Origin of the sequence: Collinsella sp. TM05-38, assembly GCF_003466445.1 — a bacterium.
GTDB lineage: Bacteria > Actinomycetota > Coriobacteriia > Coriobacteriales > Coriobacteriaceae > Collinsella.
The window spans coordinates 122501-145031 of the sequence record NZ_QSPM01000002.1 but is presented as its reverse complement, the minus strand read 5'-3'; the positions used below and the strand labels follow the sequence as shown (position 1 = coordinate 145031).

Here is a 22531-nt window from a genome sequence, read left to right as displayed (position 1 = left end):
GATTGGCGTCCATTAAGGTAAAGCGGTTGTTGCCCAGTCGACGGTGATGCTAAAGACTCGGCTTACGCCGGCATGGCCCCGAACCCGTCCATCAAGAACAGCCTAAGAACCAGCTTGATGACATATCCCGGTTTGACTTCAGCCGTGCCAAAGACGCTGCGCTCGGCGAGCTCGCTGCAGTATGCATAGATGTCGCGGATAAGGTCCGCGCCCGAAAGCGTAAACATGTAGCCTGCGTCCGAAAGCGCATTGGGTGCGGCGGGCAATTTGGTCATGCGACAAAAGGTCAACAGGTCGGGCGCCATAGCGTCCTGGTAGCCAAGATGGCTGCCGTCTTCTTGTGCGACGAGTTCCAGCTGGCGTACTCGATCCAGCGCCGCTGCCAGCACAAAGCTCGGTGTGGGAGCATTGACGTCCTCCGTGCTCGCCACGAGTCTGCCTGCTGCCTGCGTGACAAGCCAGGCGACCTCGCGCTGGCAGCGCACGGCCTTGCGTGTAACCGGCTTGATGGACGAAGAAGAAACGCTCCCCTTAGGCGGATTCGAAGCAGCTATAAGGCCCTCCCATGAACGACCCGGTCCAACAAGCCCGGATGAAACACGTGCTACATCAGTATACAGGGAAGTGGGACAGCGGGGTACAAGCGCGCCAGCGGCAAACCGAGAGCATCAACGATGTGCCGATTGCGGAATGAGATCTCGTAATAATTGACTCTCGGCCATATTATTGAAGGGCATGACTCGTGTTCGTATGGTTGTAGGTGCTGGCGATGAACGACTTTGACCTTGCTGTTCCGTTGATGGATGGACCAAGCTATGACCGTGCCTGCAATCTCGTGCCTTCCGAATACGTTGAGGCATGGGAGTGGTTTCTGGGTGAGGAGCAGCGCGGCGGCGTTTGGACCAGCCTTCCGCACCACACCAAGGAAGATAGCCCTCAATATCAGTATCGTTTGAGAATTGGCTCGGACTTCTTTCCCGTAACGCGGGATTCAGGGATCTTCTGGCCGGGCCAGGATCGGGTGAAGCAAGATCCCGATAAGATCTTTGCGCTCTCGGTTCATAACTCTAAAAAGAGTTTCTATACCGATGTTCCTCCGCTCTATTTGGATGACGGCACGTGGGTCATTAAGTATTCGGTTCAAGCGCCGGGCACCGTTGGTTCTCGAGACCAAGACTATAACCGGAAAATGCTCAACTGCATGGAATGTGGCGTTCCAGTTGGAGTCATATTTGCAACTGAGGTGGGCTATAAGGTGCTTGGCCTTGCGTTTGTTGAACGGTTCGAGCCCGAAAACGGCTGGTTTGTTCTGCATGGTCCCGTTCATAAAGGCGGGCCTGACCCTCGTTTTGCGTCCGACATGAGCTATCTGAAGCACATGCCAGTCGACATTGAGTTTGCCGGACGGGATGCGACCGATGACGAAAAAGTTCGCTATGCGTTAAGGCGCGAGCGACTGGGGCAACAATGGTTCCGCAAGCAGCTCGTTGCCGCCTATGACGGCCGTTGCGCGGTGTCGGACTGCGGCGTCAGCGAAGCTCTGGAGGCTGCACATATCGAGAATTACTCGGGCCCTAAATCGCAAGTTGCCAGCAATGGCATTCTGCTTCGGCGCGACTTACATTCCCTATTTGATGCTCATCTGATTTCGTTTGAGCCTGTTTGCGGTGAATATCGGCTGTGCGGATCGTACCTGCTGGATAAGACCGACTACGCTTCCTTTGCAGGTGCGACGCTAAGGCAGCCGAATGAGCGTCAGTGGCGACCCAATACGGCGTTTCTTGAGGCCCATCGCATTGAGTTCGATCGCTCGGAAAAGAAGCGTGAAAAGGCGGGGATTCTGCCGTATTAGCGTATTTGGCTTTGGTGGTCTTTTAAGATCGTGTTGTTTGATCGGATCGCGTGGCGATGCAATTTCGCGCGCACTTGCTGGTGCATGCTCTTCCTGGTTTCAATTACGGGAAGGGAGCGAGCGTGAGCTGGCGAGGCGATGTCGTGATGGGGAAGTACGGAAAACTGCCGCGTGCCCTTATCGACAACAATATGTTTCCGAGCGTAGAAGTTGATTGCGGGTCGTTTGTCGTCGCCTGTCCTTGTTGCGGCTCGCAAATACCGTGTCTCGACATTCGGTTCATCGATGCGCGCGACAGACTCAGCGACGAAGTGAGAAAACGGACAGGCGTTCATATGCCGGTGTACCCGGAGAAATGCCCTGTTTGTGGCCTCGATATCGTGTACGACGCCGGCGACGAGGGATAGGTGATGCGGAGGAGCTGGCTGTGAAGGTCTCTCCGTCCCTACAAATAAATCCCCTCACCGAGTTGCTTGTGGAACTCGGCGTGATGGTCGCGTGCCCAGGTAAAGAGCGCCTGGTCAAAGTCGGTACGCGTGGCCGGGACGCCAAAGACGCCGGCAACTTCGACGCGTATAAACTCCAGTGCCGGCAGCTTGTTGATGGCAGTGAGGGCAAACGGGGACGAGGGCTCCTCGAACAGATAGCGGCTGCCTTGCAGCGCGTCGCAACTGGTGCACGTGTTGCCGAGCGACGGGGCTTTGGAGGCTCGCGCGCCCACGGGCTTGTAGCCGCAGCGCTTATGAAGGTAGTCGCGGATCTCGCCCGGCGCGCAGCCAAGAGCGGGCACGATGGCGAGTGCGTTGGCGTTGGCCGTGTCGATGGCAATGTGCCCGGCTTCGTTGGGTGCGTGCGCGATGGCGATGCTCTCGTCGTTATCGGTTCGATAGGGAATGCCGAAGGCCGCGACCGAGGTCTCTTTGTGACACTTCCAGCACTCGCGCTTGCCCAGTACTAGATATATATACGGCGCCGAGAGGTCGGATCGGTCAACACCGGGCAGCCACTCGGCAAAGGGTTCGGGGTTGACGCCGCTAGGTACATACCAGATCTTCTTGGTTCGGTCCCATTTGGCGCCCAGCGCCTTGGCTTCTTCTTTGTGCGAAAAGGGAACATCGAGCTCGGTGCGCATGGCGGCTCCTTGGTGCTGCAGGTGCAAGTGGCTCAAGGATACCGCAGAGCGCAGACATCGCGGCGTTTTGCTGAGAAGTTGCGGTTCGGATGGGTTCGAGACGCGTTGGTCTCGGCCTCGGTGGCTATTGGGGCGGTTTTGATTGACTGCGGAGTCAGCCGGGATAGGCACTTGGGTTGCTGACGCGGTTTTGTGCATGGGCAGGGTGGTTGTTTGAGCGGTTGGAGCAGTTTGCGGCGCAGTTTTGTGCCTGGCTATTGTTGATGTTGGGGTATTGAATTTATTTGGCAGCCATTCGTCAGGTGAATTGATGCTACGTTGCGATGATGGTTGGAGCTGCCAGCGGATTTGGCGACATAAAACAAAACAGCCCAGAGACATAGCCTCTGAGCTGTGAACATTTGGTGGGCGTTAGAAGATTTGAACTTCTGACCTCTTCCGTGTCAGGGAAGCGCTCTCCCCCTGAGCTAAACGCCCGATCAAGGGTGCGCAAGTGCGCAAGGGATAATATAACGGAGCCTGAACTCGGTGGCAAGAACATTTTTAAAAATCGCTTGCATTGTGGTCTGGTGAGAAAAAGCCGCTCGCCGCCTGCAGGTGACCGTTTGCGGTCAAATTATCGACAAAGCGTAGACAGGTTTGTGGCAAGGTTTCAGGGAAGTATGTGCTGGCTTCACCGTCTTGCGCACGATTGCACGAGGCGTGTGCCGTTGTTTGAGTAGTATGGGGGCCGACCATGAACATGCTGGTCGTAGATGATGAGGCTGATATCGCAAATATGCTCGCGGAGTTTTTCCGCATGGAGGGCTACGAGGTTTCGGTTGCCCATGACGGGCCGTCGGCCCTGGCGGCGGCTTCTTCTGGCCCCGCCCCCGATATCATGCTGCTCGATGTAAACATGCCGGGGATGGACGGCTTCGAGGTCTGTCGCCGCGTGCGGGAGCATGTGAGCTGCCCGATCATCTTTCTAACGGCGCGCGTTGAGGATATGGACCAGCTTGATGGTTTTGCGGCGGGCGCCGATGACTACGTGCTCAAGCCTTTTTCTCTCGAGGTTCTGGGTCGTCGCGTGGCGGCGCACATGGCGCGCGAGGGAAGGGCTCGCGATCGGCAAAGCGACGGCGCCGTCCGCTTTTTTGGCGAGATGACCATCGATTACGCTCAGCGCATCGTTGAGGTTCACGGCGCGGGCGGTAATCGGGATTCGTCCGCCGGGGGCGATTCGAACGCGGTGACCGTCGACTTGACCAAGCTCGAGTTCGACATCATCGCCCTGTTGAGCAAGCGCCCTGGCCAGGTGTTTGACCGCGATGTGATTTACGAGCGTGTGTGGGGATGGGATGCCGCGGGTGACCCGTCGCAGGTGCGCGAGCACATTCGCCGCATTCGCAACAAGTTTACGTCGGCGGGGATCGCGGACGATCCGATCGCAACGGTATGGGGCGTGGGCTACAAGTGGGTGGCAAAGTGACGGGTTTTGGTAAGGGCCCACGCGGGCGCCATGCGCCTCACGAAGACGGCCGAGTTGTCGCTTGCGAGGACGGTTGTCGGGACAATGGCGGTTCTGTCCGCAGGCGCGACCGCCGCGCAGCTCGCCGCGCCGAGCGACGCGCGGCCCGCGAGCTTGAGCGCGAGCGGCTGAAACGCCTGCCGCGAAAAGAGCGCCTGCGTGCCTGGTGGAGCCTGCGGCCGTTGGGCGTGATCTTCACGGCGTATCTGGTCGCCTATCTTGTTGTCGCCACGGTGCTTGCGCTGAGCGCCATTGAGGTACTCGCGGCTTGGAATAATGGATATTACGAACTCGAGGTGACGCTCGACAACGGTTTGACCGAGCACGGCGTGATCGATTCGGGCCCATACATCTACGACCCCACCTCTCAGCAGCTGCTTCCCGCATCCGAGCTCAACTTGCCAGGCGATGGTCCGTACGCGGTCTTCATTGCGACGGGCGATTGGGGGACCGGTAGCGATTACGTGCCGGAGGGCGGGCGCACCATCAGCACGCTGTACGCGACCGTCGACATGGTTCGTAGCGGCCAGGTGCAGCTCTACGACTGGGGGCTCAATTACAACGAGGGCTATCCGCAGGAGGAGATTCTCGAGGTGAACAGCACGATTCCAGCGGAGAACCTCGCCCACTACGACGCGTTGAGCCGCGTGGGCCGCGCGCAGAGCGTGGAGCTGTTTGAAAACATGACGGGAGCCGATCTTGAGGAGACGTTTGGCGAGGGGCTCGTCTCGAACACTGCCTATTATGCGGCTTCACCGCCTCCCGATGGTCCGATGCCTTGGGTCCTCACGCTTGCGACGGGGCTTGTGCCCGTTTTGGCGTACGGCGGCCTGGGTTGGCTCACGTTCAAGCACTTCTACCGCGTTCACATCGCCGGGCCCTTGGGGGAGCTGGCGAGCGCCGCGGGGCGCATCGCCGGTCAGGATTTGGATTTCTCGATCGAGCGCGTGCGGGGCAAAGAACTTGGTCGCCTGTCCGAGACACTGGAGAATATGAGGGCGTCGCTGCTCGATGCCCAGCGCGAGCTGTGGCGCACCGCCGAAGGGCGGCGTCAGCTCAATGCGGCGTTTGCGCACGACCTCCGAACGCCGATCACGGTGCTCAAGGGGACGGTCGAGATGGCGCAGATGCGCCTGCGTCGCGGCGATGAGCTCGATGTTGGTTCGTTGGATGCCCTGTCGGCCCAGGTGGTGCGTTTGGAGCGGTACGCAACGGAGATGGGAGGGCTGAGCAAGCTCGAAGATCGGCCTGTAGACCGCAAGCCGCTGACGTCGCGATTCCTTGTGGATGAGCTCGAGTCGCATGCGAACGAGGTTGTTGCGGCGCGCGGGGAAGGGCTCGCGTTGAGGGTTGCAATCGACGAGGGTGAAGATGGCGCCCGCGCCGACATGACCCACATCGACCTACCCCTGGTCGAAGAGGTCCTCGACAACCTTTTGAGCAATGCGTGCGGCCATGCGAAGGGCGTCATCGAGGTTGAGATTTCTGTTCGAGAGGGCAGGTTGGCCCTGAGCGTTGCCGATGATGGTCCGGGCTTTACGCCCGAAGCCCTGCGGCGCGGGTGCGATCCGTTCTTTAGCGAGAACAAATCTGCCGAGCATTTTGGACTGGGCTTGAATGTGTCGAGCATTTTGTGCGGTTTACACGGGGGAGCGCTTGAGTTAGGGAATGGTTCGACCGGCGGGGCACGTGTGACGGCGACGTTTAGCATGGGCGGCGATGGGGACGAAACAGGGGAATTGTGACGAGGGCGCGCGCTGCGCGGGCGTCGCCGGGCTCATCGAGCCGTCGGCGAACCAGTTACCTGCTCTTACCTTAAGAATGGCTTACCTTAACGTAAGGCTTACTGAATTGTCATTGCTGGTAGACAAAACATAGACACCAAGTTGCGAAACTGTCCTTGTCAGGTACACAAGGAGGTAACGCGATGATGAGGATGCAGCCCGAAGCCGAAGGGTATTCCGGTCAGGTTTCTTGCGGGGGCGCCGCTCGCCGTCTTGACGTAAGCGCCTTGAGCGAGCTTCGCAATCGAGTCGCGAGCGCTCATGACGCGCTGGACGACGCCTCTTCTGCCGGCGCGCGGACCGCAAACGCCCCCTCATTCGCGACCGCTGCGGCAATGTCGGCCGAGGCCGTCGCAGAGGACGATGGTCTCGATGCCCGCCGTCGAATCCTGCGCCGTCGCGTGCTTTTGGCGCTTGCAGCCTCGGTCGCGATCCTCGCGACTGCATGCTGGGAATACCTTCCGGGGATCTTGGCATGGCTTGCAGACCCTCAGGCGGTTCGGTCGTTCGTCGCCGACCATAGCGTGATAAGTCGTCTCGTCATGCTTGGAATCAACGTCACCCAGATCTTCTTGGCCTTTTTGCCCGGCGAGCCTGTGGAGCTGGCGAGCGGTTACGCGTTTGGCTTCTGGGAGGGGACGGCGCTGTGCCTCGTCGCCTCGGGGCTGGCGACGTCGGCGATTTATTGGATGACGCGTCGATGGGGCTGGAGCCTGGTTGGCCTCTTCTTCGACCGCAGCCTTCTCGACCGGTTTTCGTGGCTCAATAATGCGAAGCGACTCGAGCTGGTCATGCTGGTGATTTTCTTGATCCCGGGAACCCCGAAGGACTTCTTGACGTATTTCGCCGGCCTCACCAAGATGCGCTTCGCCCCCGTGGTGCTCATCGCAACGTTTGGGCGCATTCCCTCCATTGTGACTTCGACGGCCGCGGCATCCGCTGCGGGCAGCGGAAACTGGTTGGTGGTTGGTGTCGTCGCTGCCGTGTCACTGCTGTGCGTGGCGTTGGGCGGCTTGCTGTATCGTCGCCTGTGTGCCAAGGCGAACTGAGGCGGCCGACGAGGATGTACGGCGGCTGATGGGCCTTTTGCGGCCACATCGGACCGCCGGTCGCCACAGCAATCCAAAACCTCCCCAACATGTGCATTCTGAAATCGAAATCTTGCGGAAACGCGAGCAAAATGCACATGCTGGGGGAGGTTTCGAGGGTTTACGCGCTTGCGACCCCGCTATGCGCTCCGATTGATGAAAAAATCGGCCATGGAGCAGAGCAGGTCAGCGGCGTTGTGCGAAATGACACCGGCCTCGGCGAGCGCGCGGCTGGTGTCTTGCGCCTCTTGTGCGAGTTTGAGTGCGAGATCACGGCACGCGTCGATGCCGCCGCCGATCTCGATGAGTTCGACGGCGCGCGCGAGGTCCGCGGGGTCGCTCGTTTTTGCTTCGAGCAGCCCCCAAGGGCCGCGGCCTCAGGTTCGACCGGCTGGCCCCGGCGGACCTGTCGTTGGCGATGTCGCACGTGAACTCCGAGCCGCGCGGCGCGCTCGGCTTCGCGACGCCCGCCCGCGCCTTCCGGGCGATGCTCGGCGGCGACGCGGCGGCGCTGCTGGAGGCGTACGGCATCGAGGACGTGCCCGTCGGCGAGCTCGACCTGACGCCGGGGCTCATCGCGCGGGCGCGCGAGGAAAGGGGCGATGCCCCGCTGTCCTAACCTGAAAGGGAAAACGGAATAGACGGAACCGACCGTCCGGCTGAGTCTGGGAAGAGGCGCCGGGCGGCGGGCGGAGCATGGCCACCGGACCCATCGAAACACATCTCCACCGTTCATTCAACTGGGAAAACGGCGCCCCCGGGCCCCGGGAGGGGCCGCGGGGGCGTTCGGCTAGGTGCGGGAACGGCCTATTTGCTCAATGTGTTCGGCTGAGATCGGAAATCAACCCTTGCATTGTGGAATTCGGGGGCTTTGTCATATCCATTTCAAAAGAGCCTGCTGCCGCGATTTGACTGTCGCATAATGCAAGGCCATTGCGGTACCGAGCTATGGAAAGACGCCTGCGGAATTGTCCTACCGATAAGCGGACAAGCCTCCGGCTGGTGCCTTCGCCGTGGTAAGGTAAGCCGAATTGTTTCCAGGCTGTTTCGGGGGAGTGGTATGAGCAAAGAGTGCGTCGAGCAGGTCGAAGGCGCAGGAGCTTCGGTGCCGATGACCGATATATCGAACATTGATGTGCCCGAGGGCACCGACGAGCTCAGCCGCAACACCCGCCGTGCATGGCGCGACCGCCTGAACAGCGCTTCGACGCGCAAGTTGATCATGGGCGTCTTGGCTACGCTGGTGGGCGGTTCGTTTTGGGGCTTCTCGGGCACCAGCGCGAGCTTTCTGTTCGATACCTACCACGTCGATACCTTGTGGCTTATGAGCGTGCGTCAGATTCTCGCCGGTCTACTCTTTATGGCCGTGGTTGTTACGCGCGACCGCGAGCGCCTGATTAAGCTCTGGACCACAGCCGCCGATCGCAAGCAGCTGCTGCTCTTTACCGCCTTTGGCCTGCTGTTCAATCAGTTTTGCTATCTTTCGGCCGTGCGTCTGACGAACGCCGGAACCGCGACGGTGCTTCAGTGCCTGCAGCTCGTTATCATCATGGGCTACACCTGCGTGACCGATCGCCGCATGCCGCGTACTCGCGAAGTCATCGGCATCGGTCTGGCTCTGGGTGGCACCTTTTTAATCGCCACCGGTGGCGACCCCACCAGCCTGAATATCTCGCCGCTCGGCCTGATCGCGGGTCTCATGTGTGCGGTCAGCGCTACATGCATGGCGGTGATTCCCGCCAAGATCCTGCCCGAATACGGCAGCCCCATCGTCACGGGCTCGGCAATGCTCACGGCGGGCGTGGTCTCGTGTGTCTTCGTGCAGCCTTGGGCGCATATGCCGGCGCTCGACGCTGCCGGCGTCGAGGCGCTCGCGGTGTTCGTGGTTATCGGCTCGTTTTTTGCTTACATGCTCTATATGCAGGGCGTTAAGGACATCGGCTCGGTACGTGCGAGCCTCATCGGAACTGTGGAGCCGGTTTCGGCGACCATCACCAGCGCCGTTATGCTGGGCACGGTGTTTTTGCCGACCGACCTTATCGGCTTTGCCATGATCATCGTGATGATGTTCCTCACGGTGTAGCTGGCGCCGCCGCCAAGACAGAAAAGGTGTTGTGCCACATTTTCGCCAATTGATGTCCGTGTCTGGAGTTTAGCTGTCGATGCCCAAAATGCCATAAACTAGCAACGTTATGGACTTTTTCATTGCGACTCAATTGCGAGGATTTCTTTATGGCTGGTAATCACTTTAAGGGCAGCGATAGCGGCCGTCCTGCAGTTCCGCCGCGTCCGAACGGGGCTGGTAAGGCCGGCACGCCGGGCGGCGCTGGACAGGGCGGTTCTGGTAAGCGCGTGTCCCCGGGCGAGACGGCGATGTTTACCGCTCTGTACGAGCAGTCTCAAAAGGCAAAAAAGACCGGCCGTGCAAGAGGGAATGTCTTTGCGGGCGGTGCAACCTCCACGTCGCAGCCGAGCGGGGCTCCTTCGGCACCTGCGAACAACGCAGGTGCTGTCAACGCCGCGAATACCGACGGCAACGTTAATGCCGGCAGGGCCGCCAACAATACTCCCTCTTCCGGTGGCGTGGGGCTTACGGGTAACCTTGGCACGATTTACACCGGCGCCTCCGAGACTGGCACGTTCGCCCGCCTGGATGATAGCGGTGTCGAGTTTGCGGGCTCGGGTTCCAAGGAAGATTATTACGATTTTGGCTTGAACTACGGTGGCGACGCTTCGTCGAGTTCGACCTCTGACGGTCTGGTCCGTCATCGCCATCGCAAGGGCGAGCGCAAAAAGCGTCACACTGGCGCCATTATTGCCGCTGTAGTCGCGGTGCTTCTCGTTGCGCTTGGCGCAAGCGGCTTTATGCTGCTTAACTCGGCAAAGACCGTAAAGAGCGAAGCGAAGGAGGCTGTCGAGATCGTCGGTGGCCTTAAGGACAAGGTCACGTCGGGCGATTTTTCGACGCTGCCTGACGACGCGAAGAAGATCGATGAGCTCTGCGACAGCATGAAGGCGGAGACCTCGAGCCCGCTGTGGACGGCGGCTTCATTTATCCCGGTGTATGGCAGCGATATCAATGCGGCCCGCACCATGATCGACGCCCTGTCCGATGTCTCGAGCAACGCGCTGGTTCCCATGGCCGATAACCTTTCGCAGGCCACGCCCGGCAAGCTGTTCCAGGATGGGACCATCAACGTGTCCGCACTGCAGGCGGTCGCCGATTCGCTCTCCGATAGCTCGAAGGTGTTCAAGAGCGTCAACGAGAAGATCCAGGGCATTGGCGATACTCATATTTCCCAGGTGACCGAGTTGGTCGATAAGGCCAAGGACGGCTTTGCCACCCTCAACGGCGCGGTTGACGCGGCGGAGAAGGTCGCCCCCGTCCTTCCCCAGATGCTCGGCGCCAACGGCCAGACGCGCAACTACCTTGTGTACGCCATGAACAACGTCGAGATTCGTGCCTGCGGCGGCTTTGGCGGTTCGCAAGGTTTGATTTCAGTTACCGATGGCCAGATGTCGATCGGTGACTTTGTTCCCCGCATTGGACTCAGCGAGGATGAGGCAGTCGAGAGCGTCGACGAAGAGGATGAGGCGCTGTTCGGCAACCACAGTAACCTGTACAACTCGGGCAATACCTATTCGCCTGATTGGCCCCGCAACTCGCAACGTGTCGCAGCCCTGTGGAAATCTCAATATGGCCAGGACGTTGACGGTGTCGTGGGTATTGACCCGGTGTTCTTGCAGTACCTGCTGGGCCTTGTCGGTAATGTCTCGCTGCCCGATGGTACGGTCGTCGACGGTACCAACGCGGCGAAGGTTCTCATGCACGATGTGTATTGGAACTATCCGGTCGAGGAATCGGATGGCATCTTTGCGGCTGTTGCCAGCGCCGCCTTCGACAAGATTCTCGGTGGCATCGGTGATGTCGACGTTACAAAGCTTGTCGGTGCATTCGAGCGCGGTGCCGAAGAGGGCCGTCTGATTGCTTGGATGAGAAACGATGATGAGCAGAATGCCATCAAAGAGACGGGCATTGACGCTTCGCTGCCCGATCCGGATGATCCGAGTGCCGATCCCGTTGCCGGCGTTTACTTTAACAACCTGAGCTTCTCCAAGCTCGACTGGTATCTGAACGCCGACACGCAGATTGGCCAGGGCGTCAAGAACGGCGACGGCACGTGCTCGTATCGCATCACCGTTACCCTGACGAACATCATGACACAGGAGGAGGCAGGCAAGCTGCCCGATTACGTCGCGGCGAGCGCGCCCGATGCCGCGCGCGACGACGAGCGTCTGAATGTCTCACTGTTTGCCCCGACGGGCGGCAACATTACTGATCTGACCGTCGAGGGCGCCCAGTTTGGTCTTGGCGCCGCTACGTGGCATGGAATTCCCTTCTATTCGGGCACCGTTGACCTGCATGCTGGCGAGACGACGACGATCACGTATACGCTGACCACGTCGGCCGAGGCGGGGGACAAGCCGCTTACGCTGCGTCAGACTCCTACATGCCAGGCGGCTCGCGACAGCGCGTCGGCGTAGGGTTTTTCTGGTAGCGCAGATAATCGAGTACCATTTTGGGGCGGACAGGCAATCTGTCCGCCCCTATTTTGTAAGGAGAGCGCATGAAGTACTTTGGCACCGACGGCTTTCGCGGTGAGGCCAACGTTGGGCTGACGGTAGAGCACGCTTATAAGATTGGCCGTTTTGTGGGCTGGTATTACGGCGCCAACCGCGAGCGCAAGGCGCGCGTGATCGTGGGCAAGGACACCCGTCGCTCGAGCTATATGTTCGAGGCGGCGCTGGTGAGCGGCCTGGTCGCGAGTGGTGCGGATGCCTATATGCTGCACGTGATCCCCACGCCGGGCGTAGCGCATCAGACCGTGGAAGGCTGCTTCGATTGCGGCATCATGATCAGCGCGAGCCACAACCCGTTTTGCGATAACGGCATTAAGCTCGTCAATAGCGACGGTTTTAAGATGGACGAGGACGTACTGGAGCTCATCGAGGACTACATCGATGGTAAGAGCGAGGTACCGCTGGCCACGGGCAACCACATCGGCGCCACGGTGGACTACATGCAGGGCCGCAACCGCTACATTGCTTCGCTCATCGCCAGCGCGAACTTTTCGCTGCAGGGCGTCAAGATCGGTATCGACTGCGCCAACGGCTCGGCTTCCTCGGTGGCCAAGCCGGTGTTTGACGCGCTCGGTGCCGACGTGCGCGTGATCAATGCCGCGCCCGATGGCTTTAACATCAACGTCGACTGCGGTTCCACGCATATGGAGCGTCTGCGGCGTCATGTGGTGGAGCAGGGCCTGGACGTGGGCTTTGCCTATGACGGCGATGCCGATCGCTGCTTGGCCGTGGACGAGCGCGGTCGCGTGGTAGACGGCGACCAGATCCTGTACGTGTGCGGCGTGTATCTGAACAAGCACGGTCGCCTTTCGGGCGGTACCGTGGTGCCGACGATTGCCAGCAACTTTGGCCTGGTCAAGTCGCTGGAGCTTGCCGGCCTAAGTGCCGTGACCAGCGGCGTGGGCGACCGTCACGTGTATGCCAAGATGCGCGAGGGCGGCTACAGCCTGGGCGGCGAGCAGACGGGCCATACGATCTTTGGCGATATCGAGCGCACGGGCGACGGCATTATGACCTCGCTGCGCGTGATGGAAGTGATTCGCGCCGAGCGCGAGACGCTCTCGCAGCTCACGGCACCGTGCAAGCTGCTGCCGCAGGCGCAGGTTGCCGTGCGCGTGGCGGACAAGGACGCCGCGCTGGGCAACCTGGGTGTGCAGGCCGCCATCGCCGAGGCCGAGGCATCGCTGGCGGGCGAGGGACGCGTGCTCGTGCGCAAGAGCGGAACCGAGTCGGTGATTCGCATTTTGGCCGAAGCCCCCGACCAGGCATCCGCCGATGCCGCCATGAAGCGCATCGCCAACGCACTCGAGGCTCTATAGGGCGCCTTTTGGGCTGTCTGACAGGGGGTTATAAAAGGCTGTGGTCAAAAAAGGGCAAAAATGAGTACTGTCACTAAATAAGTAACAGCAAATTTTGCCTCAAAAGGCCGTTTCGGCATTGCCTGAGCGTTATATCGACAGACGTTGCTCCTCATATGTCCAATAAACAGGGTCGCGGATGAGATTAAATCTCATTTGCGACCCTGTTTTAGCCCGAAATAAATGCTATCAACCTGACAACAGTACTCATTTTTGCCTTTTTTGACCACAGCCTCTCCGGGGCAGTCACCCAGCACTTGGGGACGTTCCCTTTCTGCCGGCACTTGGGGACGTTCCTTATCTGCCGGCAGTTTAGGAACGTCCCCAAGTGCCGGGTTGTTGGCTGGCGAAGAGTGTCCCAAACGACTAGTCATTAAAGAGCGTCCCCAATGACTAAGTGAAGGGGGGGCGCTGCGAATTGATTCCGCGGCGCTCCCCTTTGCGTTGGCGTGTCGGTTATGCCTTACAGCTGGTACAGCGTGGTGAACTTGTCTTGGAGGTAGCTGCAGTAGTAACGGGCGTCAAAGTCCATGCCACAGGCGCCCTTGATGAGCTCCGGCGCGTCCTTGGCGCGGCCCCACTGCCAAATGTGCTCGCCCAGCCAGGCACGGACGGGCGCCAGATCGCCGCTCGCGCAGGCACCGGTAAGGTCGACGCCGTCGCGGCACATGGCCGGCACAAACATGGCGTCGTAGGCGCTGCCCAGCGCATAGGTGGGGAAGTAGCCAAACGAGCCGCCGCTCCAGTGCGTATCCTGTAGGCAGCCGTGCGTGTCGTCGGGAACGGGAATGCCCAGGTACTCATCCATGAAGCGGTTCCAAAGCGCGGGGATGTCCTTGGCCGTGGCCTCGCCGGCAAACAGCATGCGCTCGATCTCGTAGCGCACCATAATATGCAGCGGATAGGTGAGCTCGTCGGCCTCGGTGCGGACCAGCGACGGCTGCGCGATGTTCACGGCGCGGTAGAGCGTGTCTTCGTCCACGCTGCCATAGACCTCGGGCGCGTGGCGGCGCAGTACCTCGAGCAGCGGCCCCATAAAGGCGCGGCTGCGGCCCACGGTGTTCTCGAAGAAGCGGCTTTGGCTCTCGTGGATGCCCATAGAGGTGCCGCCCTCCAGGCACGTGCGCGCATAGGCGGGGTTCACGCCCAGCTCGTACATGGCGTGTCCCGCCTCGTGGATGATGCTGTAGACATTGGAGATACAATCGTCCTCGTAGATGTGCGTCGCGATGCGCGCGTCACCCACGGCAAAACCCTCGCTAAACGGGTGCTCGGTAAAGGCAAGCGTGGTGTCGTCCAGATTCAGGCCGACAAGCTTCATAAGGTCGAAACTCATGGCACGCTGGGCGGCCTCGGGCACGCGGGCGTGCAAAAAGTCGGCAGCCGGCTGCTGGCCGCGCTCGCCGATGGCGTGCACGAGCGGCACGACCGTGGCCTTGACCTCGTCACAAAACGCATCGAAGCTCTTGGCGGAAAGGCCGCGCTCGTACTGGTCGAGCCAAACGTCGTATGGGTCGCGCTTGGGGTCCATAAGCTCGGCCTGATGCTTGAGCTGGCCCACAATCTTGTCCACATAGGGCTCAAAGCTCGCCCAGTCATTGGCCGTCTTGGCCTTGTGCCACACGGCGTCGGCCTCGCAGGTGAGCCTGGTCCAGGCCTCGGCCTCCTCGGTAGGGACAACGCTCGCTTCGCGCTGGTCGCGGCCGAGCACGCGGAGCTCGTCGAGCAGCTGCGGGTCGTCTACATGTCCGCCTGCAACCGTCTCGCGCGCTAACGAGCGTACGAGCTCAACGGATTTCTCGCTGGTCAGCAGCTTGTGATGCTCGCCGGCAAGCGTACCCATGGCGTCGGCACGGGCGGCAGCGCCGTTGGCGGGAGCAATCGTCGCTCCATCGAACTCGGCAATCTTGAGCAGGTACTCGCGAGTCCACAGCTTGCCTTCGAGTTTGCGGAACTTTTTGACGGCCTTGTCGACCTTCATGCCTTTAGGCGTCTTGCCCGCTGCGGGCTTGGCCTTCTTATCGAGCTTCTTTCCCATATCGTATCCTTAATCTCGCAGGCCGAGCGCCGCAGGCGGGTGCACGGCCAGTTTGCACAGCTACCTGCTTTGTACCCAGCGCGAACAAAACGGAACGCGGCGATATGCTTGCAGAATGTGTTATCCTATAGCCCAATGCGTTGACGGAGAGGGTTTTTGCCCGCCGCGTCGCCGGCAAGAGAGGGAAGGTCATGGGCTGCAAGCCTTCCTGCGGTGGCAAGGGCCAAGCGTTCACTCCCGAGCAGCGACCTCAACGGGCGCGCGGCCAGTGGCAGCAAAGCCCCAGTAGGGAAGCCGTGAGCCTCGCGACAAGAGGCGCAGAGTGGGCGCGGCGGGCCAGACATCCGCCGGGTCAAACAAGGTGGTACCGCGGAATTTAACCGTCCTTGGGCAATGCACATGCCCGAGGGCGGTTTTTTGTTACCGAACCGGGCCGCGTATCCGCAGCATCGGGCGGCGTCAGCCGTCCCGGAGCGCGGATACGCGAGAGACGAAAGGGAAGACATGAGTCTGATTGATGATCTGGTCAAACTCGAGGAAGAGGCCAAGGAGCTCGTCGCAGGCGCCGACGACGCCGCAAAGCTCGAGGCTGCGCGCGTTGAGCTGCTCGGCCGCAAGGGCCGCATCACCGGCCTGATGCGTATGATGGGCAAGCTCGCCCCCGAGGATCGTCCTGTCATGGGCAAGCGCGCCAACGAGATGCGCCAGCTGATCGAGGGCATGCTCGACGAGCGCACCACCGAGATGAAGGCCGCCGCCCTCAAGCACGCACTCGAGCACGAGGCCGTCGACATTACGCTGCCGGGCATCCGTCCGCAAATCGGTCACCAGCACCTGATCAAGCAGATCATCGAGGAGGCCGAGGACATCTTCTGCGGCATCGGCTACACCGTCGAGTCCGGCCCCATGGTCGATACCTCCTACTACAACTTCACCGCGCTCAACGCGCCCATGGATCACCCGAGCCGCTCGGCCCGCGATACCTTCTACGTGGTCGACAACAACCCCGGCAGCGTCGCGCACCCCGAGGCTCACGCCCATGGCGAGTCCGACGTACTGCTGCGCACCCAGACCTCGGGCGTGCAGATCCACACCATGGAGTCGCAAAAGCCGCCCATCTACATGATCTGCCCGGGCACCGTCTATCGTCCCGACACGGCCGACGCCTGCCACCTGCCGCAGTTCAACCAGATCGAGGGCCTGGTCGTCGACGAGGACATCACCTTTGGCGACCTCAAGGGCACGCTCGACTACTTTGTTAAGTGCATGTTTGGCGAGGACCGCAAGACGCGCTACCGCCCGCACTTCTTCCCCTTCACCGAGCCTTCCTGCGAGGTGGACGTGAGCTGCCACGTGTGCGGCGGCAAGGGCTGCAACTTCTGCAAGCACAGCGGCTGGATCGAGATCCTGGGCTGCGGCATGGTCGATCCCAACGTGCTCATCAACTGCGGCATCGACCCCGAGAAGTACACCGGCTTCGCCTTTGGCATTGGCGCCGAGCGCGTCGCGGCCCTGCGCTACGACCTGCCCGACCTCAGAACTCTCATGACAGGCGATATGCGTTTCCTGAACCAATTTTAGGCTTGCCCAGGCACCCCATCTTGGCGTTCAAACCGTCGCTCGCGTACCTTTAGTACGCGTCGCTCCTCTTTCACGCCAACCTGGGGCACCTGGACAACCCTAAGGCGAACGTCTTCATTTGATATTCCTCCCTATGCGGAGATTAAGAACTAGGAGAGCTACATGCGCGTTTCTTACGACTGGCTCAAGACCATGATCGATATTCCGGAAGATCCTAAGACCCTTTCGGACGAGTATATCCGCACCGGCACCGAGGTTGAGGCGATTGACACCGTGGGCGAGTCCTTCGACCACGTGGTGACCGCCAAGGTGCTCACCAAGACCCCGCACCCCGATAGCGACCATATGTATGTGTGCTCGGTCGACGTGGGTGACAAGAACCTCGACGCCGACGGCAACCCCGCCCCGCTGCAGATTGTCTGCGGCGCGCAGAACTTCGAGGCCGGCGACCACATCGTCACGGCAATGATCGGCGCAGTTCTGCCCGGCGACGTCAAGATCAAGAAGAGCAAGCTTCGCGGCGTCGTGTCCATGGGCATGAACTGCTCCGCGCGTGAGCTCGGCTTGGGCGGCGACCACTCCGGCATCATGATTCTGCCCGAGGATACGCCCTGTGGCATGCCGTTTGCCGAGTATGTGGGCTCGAGCGACACCGTGCTCGACTGCGAGATCACGCCCAACCGCCCCGACTGCCTGTCCATGATCGGCATGGCCCGCGAGACCGGCGCCATCTTCGACCGCGATTTTCACGTTGAGCTGCCCGCCATCAAGGCCGAGACCGGCCGCGCGACCGACGACGAGCTTTCGGTCGAGATTGCCGACGAGGGCCTGTGCGACCGCTATGTCGCCCGCATCGTGCGCAACGTGAAGGTCGGCCCGTCGCCCGACTGGATGGTCAAGCGCCTCAACGCCCTGGGCGTGCGTCCGCACAACAACATCGTCGATATCACCAACTACGTGATGATGCTCACCGGTCAGCCGCTGCACGCCTTTGACCTGTCAACCTTTGCCGAGCGCGAGGGCCATCGCCGCGTGGTGGTTCGCGCCGCCCAGCAGGACGAGAAGTTCACGACCCTCGACGGCGAGGAGCGCACGCTCGACGCCGGCATGGGCCTCATCACCGACGGCGAGCGTCCCGTGGCGCTGGCCGGCGTTATGGGCGGCATGGATTCCGAGATCGAGGACGACACCGTCGACGTGATGGTCGAGAGTGCCTGCTTCAACGCCGGTCGTACCTCGCACACCAGCCGCGACCTGTCGCTGATCTCCGACGCCTCCATCCGCTTTGAGCGCCAGGTCGACGAGACCGGCTGCGTGGATGTCGCCAACGTTACCTGCGCGCTCATCGAGCAGATCGCCGGCGGCGAGGTCGCTCCCGGCTACGTTGACGTTTTCCCCGCGCCCAAGACCATCGACAGCATCAAGCTGCGCCTGGCCCGCGTGCATGCCATCTGCGGCGCCGACATCGAGCCCGACTTTATCGAGCGTTCGCTCACCCGCTTGGGCTGCACCGTTGAGCGCGACGGCGAGGACTTCATGGTCACTCCGCCGAGCTTCCGTCCCGACCTGCCGCGCGAGATCGACCTGATCGAGGAGGTCCTGCGCCTGTGGGGCATGGGCCGTGTGACGGCGACCATCCCGGCTGCCAAGAACCACATCGGTGGCCTGACTCGCGAGCAGAAGCTCACCCGCAAGGTCGGCGAGATCCTGCGCGCCTGCGGCCTCAACGAGACCACGACCTTTGGCTTTGCCGCCCCGGGCGACCTGGAGAAGATCGGTATGTCCACCGAGGGCCGCGGTTGCCCCGTGGTGCTCATGAATCCGCTGGTAGCCGAGCAGACCGAGATGCGTCGTTCGCTGCTGCCGGGCCTGCTGCAATCCGTGGCCTATAACGAGGCCCACGGCACGCCCAACGTGCACCTGTACGAGGTCGGCAGCCTGTTCCACGGTCGCGAGAACGCCAGCCTGCCCAAGGAGACCAAGTCCGTGGCGGGTGTGCTCTCGGGCCAGTGGAGCGAGCAGTCCTGGAACATGAAGTACCGCAAGCTGCGCTTCTTCTTTGGTAAGGGCATTGTCGAGGAGCTGCTCGCCCAGCTGCGCATCGAGAAGGTTCGCTTCCGTCCCGCCGTGGGCGAGGGCTACGCCTTCTTGCAGCCGGGCCGTGCCGCCGAGGTTCTGTCTGGCGGTACCGTGCTGGGCTGGGTCGGCGAGATCCACCCCGAGGCGCGCGAGGCCTGCGGCATAGATGAGGTCGTCGTTGCCTTTGAGCTCGACCTGGACAAGCTGATCAAGGGTGCCCGCAACCAGGAGAACTACCGCGAGTTCTCGCAGTACCCGGCTGTTGAGCACGACCTGGCAATTGTGGTCGACAACGCTGTGACCTGCGAGGATCTTGAGCGCCGCATTACCAGTGCCGGCGGTAAGCTGCTCGAGGGCGTGCGCCTGTTCGACGTCTACCGCGATCCGGTTCGCATCGGCAAGGGCAAAAAGTCCATGGCCTTTGCGCTTACGTATCGCTCCGACGACCACACGCTCACCAGCGAAGAGGTCGAGAAGGCGCACCAGAAGATCGTCACCAAGGTGTGCAAGGGCGTAAACGGCGAGGTTCGCGGATAGGATCGCTTGCGTCTGTGACAAATGTATTGCAAAACGGCGCACTGCTTTGTTGGCAGTGCGCCGTTTGCTATGATAGCCGGCGGCGTGTTACGAACCTAGCAATACGTAACACTGGCAAGGTGATTCAAACGGCACTGCGATCGCGTGCCGACAACCGGGAGGCGCTATGCACATTCCAGATAATTATCTGTCCCCGCAGACCGATGTCGTCATGGCGGTGGCGATGGTGCCCGTTTGGGTCCACTGCATCAAGAAGGTGCGCGCCACGCTCGATCGCGAGCACATGGCTTTTCTGGGCATCTGCGCCGCGTTCTCCTTTTTGCTCATGATGTTCAACGTGCCGCTGCCCGGCGGCACCACGGGTCACGCCGTCGGCGGTGCGCTCATCGCGCTGCTGCTGGGCCCCGAGGCCGCGGCTATCGCTGTCTCGGTTGCGCTGGCGCTGCAGGCGCTGCTGTTTGGCGACGGCGGCGTTCTGTCGTTTGGCGCCAACTGCTTTAACATGGCCTTTGTGCTGCCGTTTGCCGCCGTCATCGTGTTCCGCGCGCTCAACAGTCGTCTGCACGACAAGAGCTGGGGCACCTCGGTTTCTGCCGTCGTGAGCGGTTGGGTCGGCCTGTGCCTGGCGGCCCTGTGCGCGGCAATCGAGTTTGGTATTCAGCCGATGCTCTTTACCAACGTTTCGGGCGCGCCGCTGTACTGCCCCTTCCCACTGTCCGTGGCTATTCCGGCCATGTTGATTCCGCATATGCTGGTTGCCGGCGTGATCGAGGGCGTGGCGACGGCCGCCATCTACGGTTTCATTAAGAAGACGGCGCCGAGCGTTATCGTCGGGCCCGAGGCCGTCGATGGCCAGCTTGCTGCCGATGGTACCGCCAAGAAGACTTCCCTAATCCCCACGCTTATCCTGGTCGCCGTGCTTATCGTGGCCACGCCGCTGGGCTTGCTGGCCACGGGTGACGCCTGGGGCGAGTGGGACGCTGAGGGCGCCGCGACCGCCGTTCAGGAGGCTGGTGACGACAGTCTGCAGGCTTCGGTCGGCCTCGATGCTCCGACCTTTGCCGATGCGCTGCCCACGGGCGACTACCTGCAGGTCTATTCCGAGGAGCAGGGCCTTGGCTTTGCCGGCCAGGCCGCGATGTATATTCTTTCGGGCGTGATTGGCGTGGCGGTGCTTACCATCGCATTCCGCCTGGTCTCGCTGACGGTCAAGGAAAGCGGTGCTCATGGCAATAGCCGAGCTGCCTAGCTGGCTTGCGGCCGAGGAGCGATATGAGCCCGTGGGGGCTCGGCATCGTGTGATGCAAAAGAATGTCCTGCACCTGGCGAGCCTGCTTGAGCGGGTTCGCCTGGGTGGAGGCGCGCACGAGGGCGGGTCGATGGTCGACCGCGCCCTTTCTTGCGTTTCGGCTCCGGTGCGCCTGGTGGGGATGTTCGTTTGCGTCCTGTGCGTGTGTCTGACGCAAAGCCCGCTGTATCTCATGTTGATGGCGGCTATCGCGCTGGTGCTCGTTGCCGTGCGCCCTGTACGCGGGCTGCGCGCGACCTTTGTGCCGGCGCTCGGCGCCGCGGGACTCGCAGTGGTTCTGGCGCTGCCTGCTCTGCTGCTGGGCGCTTCTGCCACGGGCGCCATGCTCAAGATCGCGCTCAAGACCTTCATTAATGTGTCGCTGGTACTGGGCGTTTCGTGGACGCTTACCTGGAGCCGCATGTCGGCGGCGCTCAAAATGCTGCATCTGCCCGACGAAGTTATCTTTACGTTTGATATGGCGCTCAAGCATATCGAGGTGCTGGGACGCACGGCGCACGATCTGTGCGAATCGGTCATGCTGCGCAGCGTCGGATCCGCGCCTGCGGGTTTTTCGCGCACCGACTCGCTGGCGGGTATCATGGGCATGACGTTTATCAAGGCGATGGAATGCAGCCGCGCGATGGACGAGGCTATGCTTTGTCGCGGTTTTGCCGGTGCGTATCCGGCGCCCGCGCGCGCCGGGTTTGGCTGGCGCGATGCCGTTTACGCGGCCGTTGTGGCGTTGCTCCTCGTGTTGTGCGCGGTGTTGTAGCGCGGACGGTCGAACTGTCGATGTGAGTAGGGAAGGGCGGCGTTTTGACGATCGATATGAATAATGCGGCGGGCACGAACGGTGCGGGCGCCGAGGTCGCGCCGCTCATCGAGCTACGCGACGTGGTGTTTTCCTATGCGGGGCATACGGTTGTCGATGGTGTGTCGCTGCAGGTCGATCGTGGCGAGCTCGTTGCCCTGCTTGGTCCGAATGGCTGCGGCAAGACGACGATCATGCGCCTTATTAACGGTCTTGAACTCGCGGACGCGGGTGCGTACCTGTTCGACGGGCATGCGGTCGATGCGGCATATCTCAAGGATTCCGCGACGGCCCAGCGGTTCCATCAGCGCGTGGGCTTTGTGTTCCAGAATGCCGATGCGCAGCTCTTTTGCGCCACGGTTGGCGAGGAGGTCGCGTTTGGCCCCGCCCAGATGGGGCTGCCGGCAGACGAGCTCGAGCGCCGCGTGCGCGATGCCATGGGGCTGTTCCAGGTTGCCGACCTTGCCGACGCCTCTCCCTATCAGCTCTCGGGCGGGCAAAAGAAGCGCGTTGCGCTGGCTGCGGTGGTGTCGATGAACCCGGATATCTTGGTCCTCGATGAACCTACCAATGGACTCGACGAAGATTCATGCGACATCGTGGTCAACTTCTTGCTGGCCTACGTCGCGGCGGGTAAGACGGTTTTGATGAGTACGCATCACCAGGATCTGGTGCGACGCCTGGGTGCCCGCGCCATCTATATCGATCGATATCACCATGTGGTCGAGGCGTCTTCGCCGTCGTATGGAACCGAAAGCGGTGCTACGGACTAGTTGCTGCGTAAAGCGTGCGTAGCCGCCTGCGCGGCTTTGCCGTGATGGTATAGTTA

General features: G+C 61.2%; 16 protein-coding genes and 1 tRNA gene. 13 read left to right on the top strand and 4 right to left on the bottom strand.

Annotated elements, in window-relative coordinates; genetic code table 11:
- Nucleotides 1-62: 62 nt before the first annotated feature.
- Complete coding sequence (locus DXD49_RS01520) at nt 63-431, bottom strand: hypothetical protein (RefSeq protein WP_117799310.1); 369 nt, start codon at nt 429-431, stop codon at nt 63-65.
- A gap of 338 nt (nt 432-769) precedes the next feature.
- Between DXD49_RS01520 and DXD49_RS01515 the strand changes: the two genes are divergently transcribed.
- On the top strand, nt 770-1852 hold the full coding sequence (locus tag DXD49_RS01515; RefSeq protein ID WP_117794018.1) for an HNH endonuclease: 1083 nt from the start codon (nt 770-772) through the stop codon (nt 1850-1852).
- A gap of 445 nt (nt 1853-2297) precedes the next feature.
- On the opposite strand, the gene DXD49_RS01505 is transcribed toward DXD49_RS01515, so the two are convergent.
- Together DXD49_RS01505 and DXD49_RS01500 are read right to left on the bottom strand one after the other, a co-directional pair.
- Nucleotides 2298-2984, bottom strand: a complete 687-nt coding sequence (locus DXD49_RS01505) for a DUF5710 domain-containing protein (RefSeq protein ID WP_117794017.1) — start codon at nt 2982-2984, stop codon at nt 2298-2300.
- 402 nt (nt 2985-3386) lie between these two features.
- Nucleotides 3387-3461: transfer RNA gene (locus DXD49_RS01500), tRNA-Val, on the bottom strand.
- A gap of 259 nt (nt 3462-3720) precedes the next feature.
- Here DXD49_RS01500 and DXD49_RS01495 point away from each other — a divergent pair.
- The 7 genes from DXD49_RS01495 to glmM all read left to right on the top strand — a co-directional run bounded on the left by DXD49_RS01495 (nt 3721) and on the right by glmM (nt 13326).
- The gene (locus DXD49_RS01495) at nt 3721-4455 is read left to right on the top strand and encodes a response regulator transcription factor (protein ID WP_117794016.1); all 735 of its coding nucleotides are present in this window, start codon (nt 3721-3723) and stop codon (nt 4453-4455) included.
- The gene (locus tag DXD49_RS01490; protein WP_233541715.1) at nt 4440-6239 is read left to right on the top strand and encodes a HAMP domain-containing sensor histidine kinase; all 1800 of its coding nucleotides are present in this window, start codon (nt 4440-4442) and stop codon (nt 6237-6239) included. The genes DXD49_RS01495 and DXD49_RS01490 overlap by 16 nt, the downstream gene beginning before the upstream one ends.
- A gap of 182 nt (nt 6240-6421) precedes the next feature.
- Nucleotides 6422-7327 (top strand): TVP38/TMEM64 family protein, encoded by a 906-nt coding sequence (locus DXD49_RS01485; RefSeq protein WP_233541714.1) that lies wholly within the window; start codon nt 6422-6424, stop codon nt 7325-7327.
- A 451-nt stretch (nt 7328-7778) separates the two neighbouring features.
- Nucleotides 7779-7985: a hypothetical protein gene (locus DXD49_RS01480; RefSeq protein WP_199568404.1), complete on the top strand. Its 207-nt coding sequence runs from the start codon at nt 7779-7781 to the stop codon at nt 7983-7985.
- Nucleotides 7986-8426: 441 nt separating this feature from the next.
- Nucleotides 8427-9449, top strand: coding sequence for a DMT family transporter (locus DXD49_RS01475; RefSeq protein WP_195404620.1), 1023 nt, complete (start codon nt 8427-8429; stop codon nt 9447-9449).
- A gap of 149 nt (nt 9450-9598) precedes the next feature.
- The gene (locus tag DXD49_RS01470; RefSeq protein WP_117794015.1) at nt 9599-11911 is read left to right on the top strand and encodes a DUF4012 domain-containing protein; all 2313 of its coding nucleotides are present in this window, start codon (nt 9599-9601) and stop codon (nt 11909-11911) included.
- An 83-nt stretch (nt 11912-11994) separates the two neighbouring features.
- Nucleotides 11995-13326, top strand: a complete 1332-nt coding sequence (glmM, locus tag DXD49_RS01465; RefSeq protein WP_117794014.1) for a phosphoglucosamine mutase — start codon at nt 11995-11997, stop codon at nt 13324-13326.
- A gap of 502 nt (nt 13327-13828) precedes the next feature.
- Here the strand turns inward: glmM and DXD49_RS01460 are convergent.
- A complete protein-coding gene (locus DXD49_RS01460) occupies nt 13829-15403 on the bottom strand; it encodes a carboxypeptidase M32 (RefSeq protein ID WP_117794013.1) in 1575 nt (524 codons plus the stop codon).
- 504 nt (nt 15404-15907) lie between these two features.
- On the opposite strand from DXD49_RS01460, the gene pheS reads away from it, so the two are divergent.
- The 5 genes from pheS to DXD49_RS01435 all read left to right on the top strand — a co-directional run bounded on the left by pheS (nt 15908) and on the right by DXD49_RS01435 (nt 22475).
- Nucleotides 15908-16984: a phenylalanine--tRNA ligase subunit alpha gene (pheS, locus tag DXD49_RS01455; RefSeq protein ID WP_117794012.1), complete on the top strand. Its 1077-nt coding sequence runs from the start codon at nt 15908-15910 to the stop codon at nt 16982-16984.
- 162 nt (nt 16985-17146) lie between these two features.
- Nucleotides 17147-19600 (top strand): phenylalanine--tRNA ligase subunit beta, encoded by a 2454-nt coding sequence (gene pheT / locus DXD49_RS01450; RefSeq protein ID WP_117734725.1) that lies wholly within the window; start codon nt 17147-17149, stop codon nt 19598-19600.
- Nucleotides 19601-19766: 166 nt separating this feature from the next.
- Nucleotides 19767-20849 carry a cobalt transporter CbiM gene (gene cbiM, locus DXD49_RS01445; RefSeq protein WP_117794011.1) on the top strand — a complete coding sequence of 361 codons (1083 nt, stop codon included), beginning with the start codon at nt 19767-19769 and terminating at the stop codon, nt 20847-20849.
- The gene (locus DXD49_RS01440; protein WP_117734723.1) at nt 20827-21663 is read left to right on the top strand and encodes an energy-coupling factor transporter transmembrane protein EcfT; all 837 of its coding nucleotides are present in this window, start codon (nt 20827-20829) and stop codon (nt 21661-21663) included. The genes cbiM and DXD49_RS01440 overlap by 23 nt, the downstream gene beginning before the upstream one ends.
- 44 nt (nt 21664-21707) lie before the next feature.
- Entirely contained in the window at nt 21708-22475 is a 768-nt protein-coding gene (locus tag DXD49_RS01435; protein WP_117734722.1) for an energy-coupling factor ABC transporter ATP-binding protein, read from the top strand.
- Nucleotides 22476-22531: the final 56 nt, after the last annotated feature.

Bases quoted from the DNA above. Each gene is read 5' to 3' on its own strand.
- DXD49_RS01495 (WP_117794016.1), top strand. From the start codon at position 3,721: ATGAACATGCTGGTCGTAGATGATGAGGCTGATATCGCAAATATGCTC.
- pheT (WP_117734725.1), top strand. From the start codon at position 17,147: ATGCGCGTTTCTTACGACTGGCTCAAGACCATGATCGATATTCCGGAA.
- DXD49_RS01485 (WP_233541714.1), top strand. From the start codon at position 6,422: ATGATGAGGATGCAGCCCGAAGCCGAAGGGTATTCCGGTCAGGTTTCT.
- glmM (WP_117794014.1), top strand. From the start codon at position 11,995: ATGAAGTACTTTGGCACCGACGGCTTTCGCGGTGAGGCCAACGTTGGG.
- DXD49_RS01470 (WP_117794015.1), top strand. From the start codon at position 9,599: ATGGCTGGTAATCACTTTAAGGGCAGCGATAGCGGCCGTCCTGCAGTT.
- DXD49_RS01515 (WP_117794018.1), top strand. From the start codon at position 770: ATGAACGACTTTGACCTTGCTGTTCCGTTGATGGATGGACCAAGCTAT.
- DXD49_RS01475 (WP_195404620.1), top strand. From the start codon at position 8,427: ATGAGCAAAGAGTGCGTCGAGCAGGTCGAAGGCGCAGGAGCTTCGGTG.
- cbiM (WP_117794011.1), top strand. From the start codon at position 19,767: ATGCACATTCCAGATAATTATCTGTCCCCGCAGACCGATGTCGTCATG.
- pheS (WP_117794012.1), top strand. From the start codon at position 15,908: ATGAGTCTGATTGATGATCTGGTCAAACTCGAGGAAGAGGCCAAGGAG.
- DXD49_RS01505 (WP_117794017.1), bottom strand. From the start codon at position 2,984: ATGCGCACCGAGCTCGATGTTCCCTTTTCGCACAAAGAAGAAGCCAAG.
- DXD49_RS01460 (WP_117794013.1), bottom strand. From the start codon at position 15,403: ATGGGAAAGAAGCTCGATAAGAAGGCCAAGCCCGCAGCGGGCAAGACG.
- DXD49_RS01440 (WP_117734723.1), top strand. From the start codon at position 20,827: ATGGCAATAGCCGAGCTGCCTAGCTGGCTTGCGGCCGAGGAGCGATAT.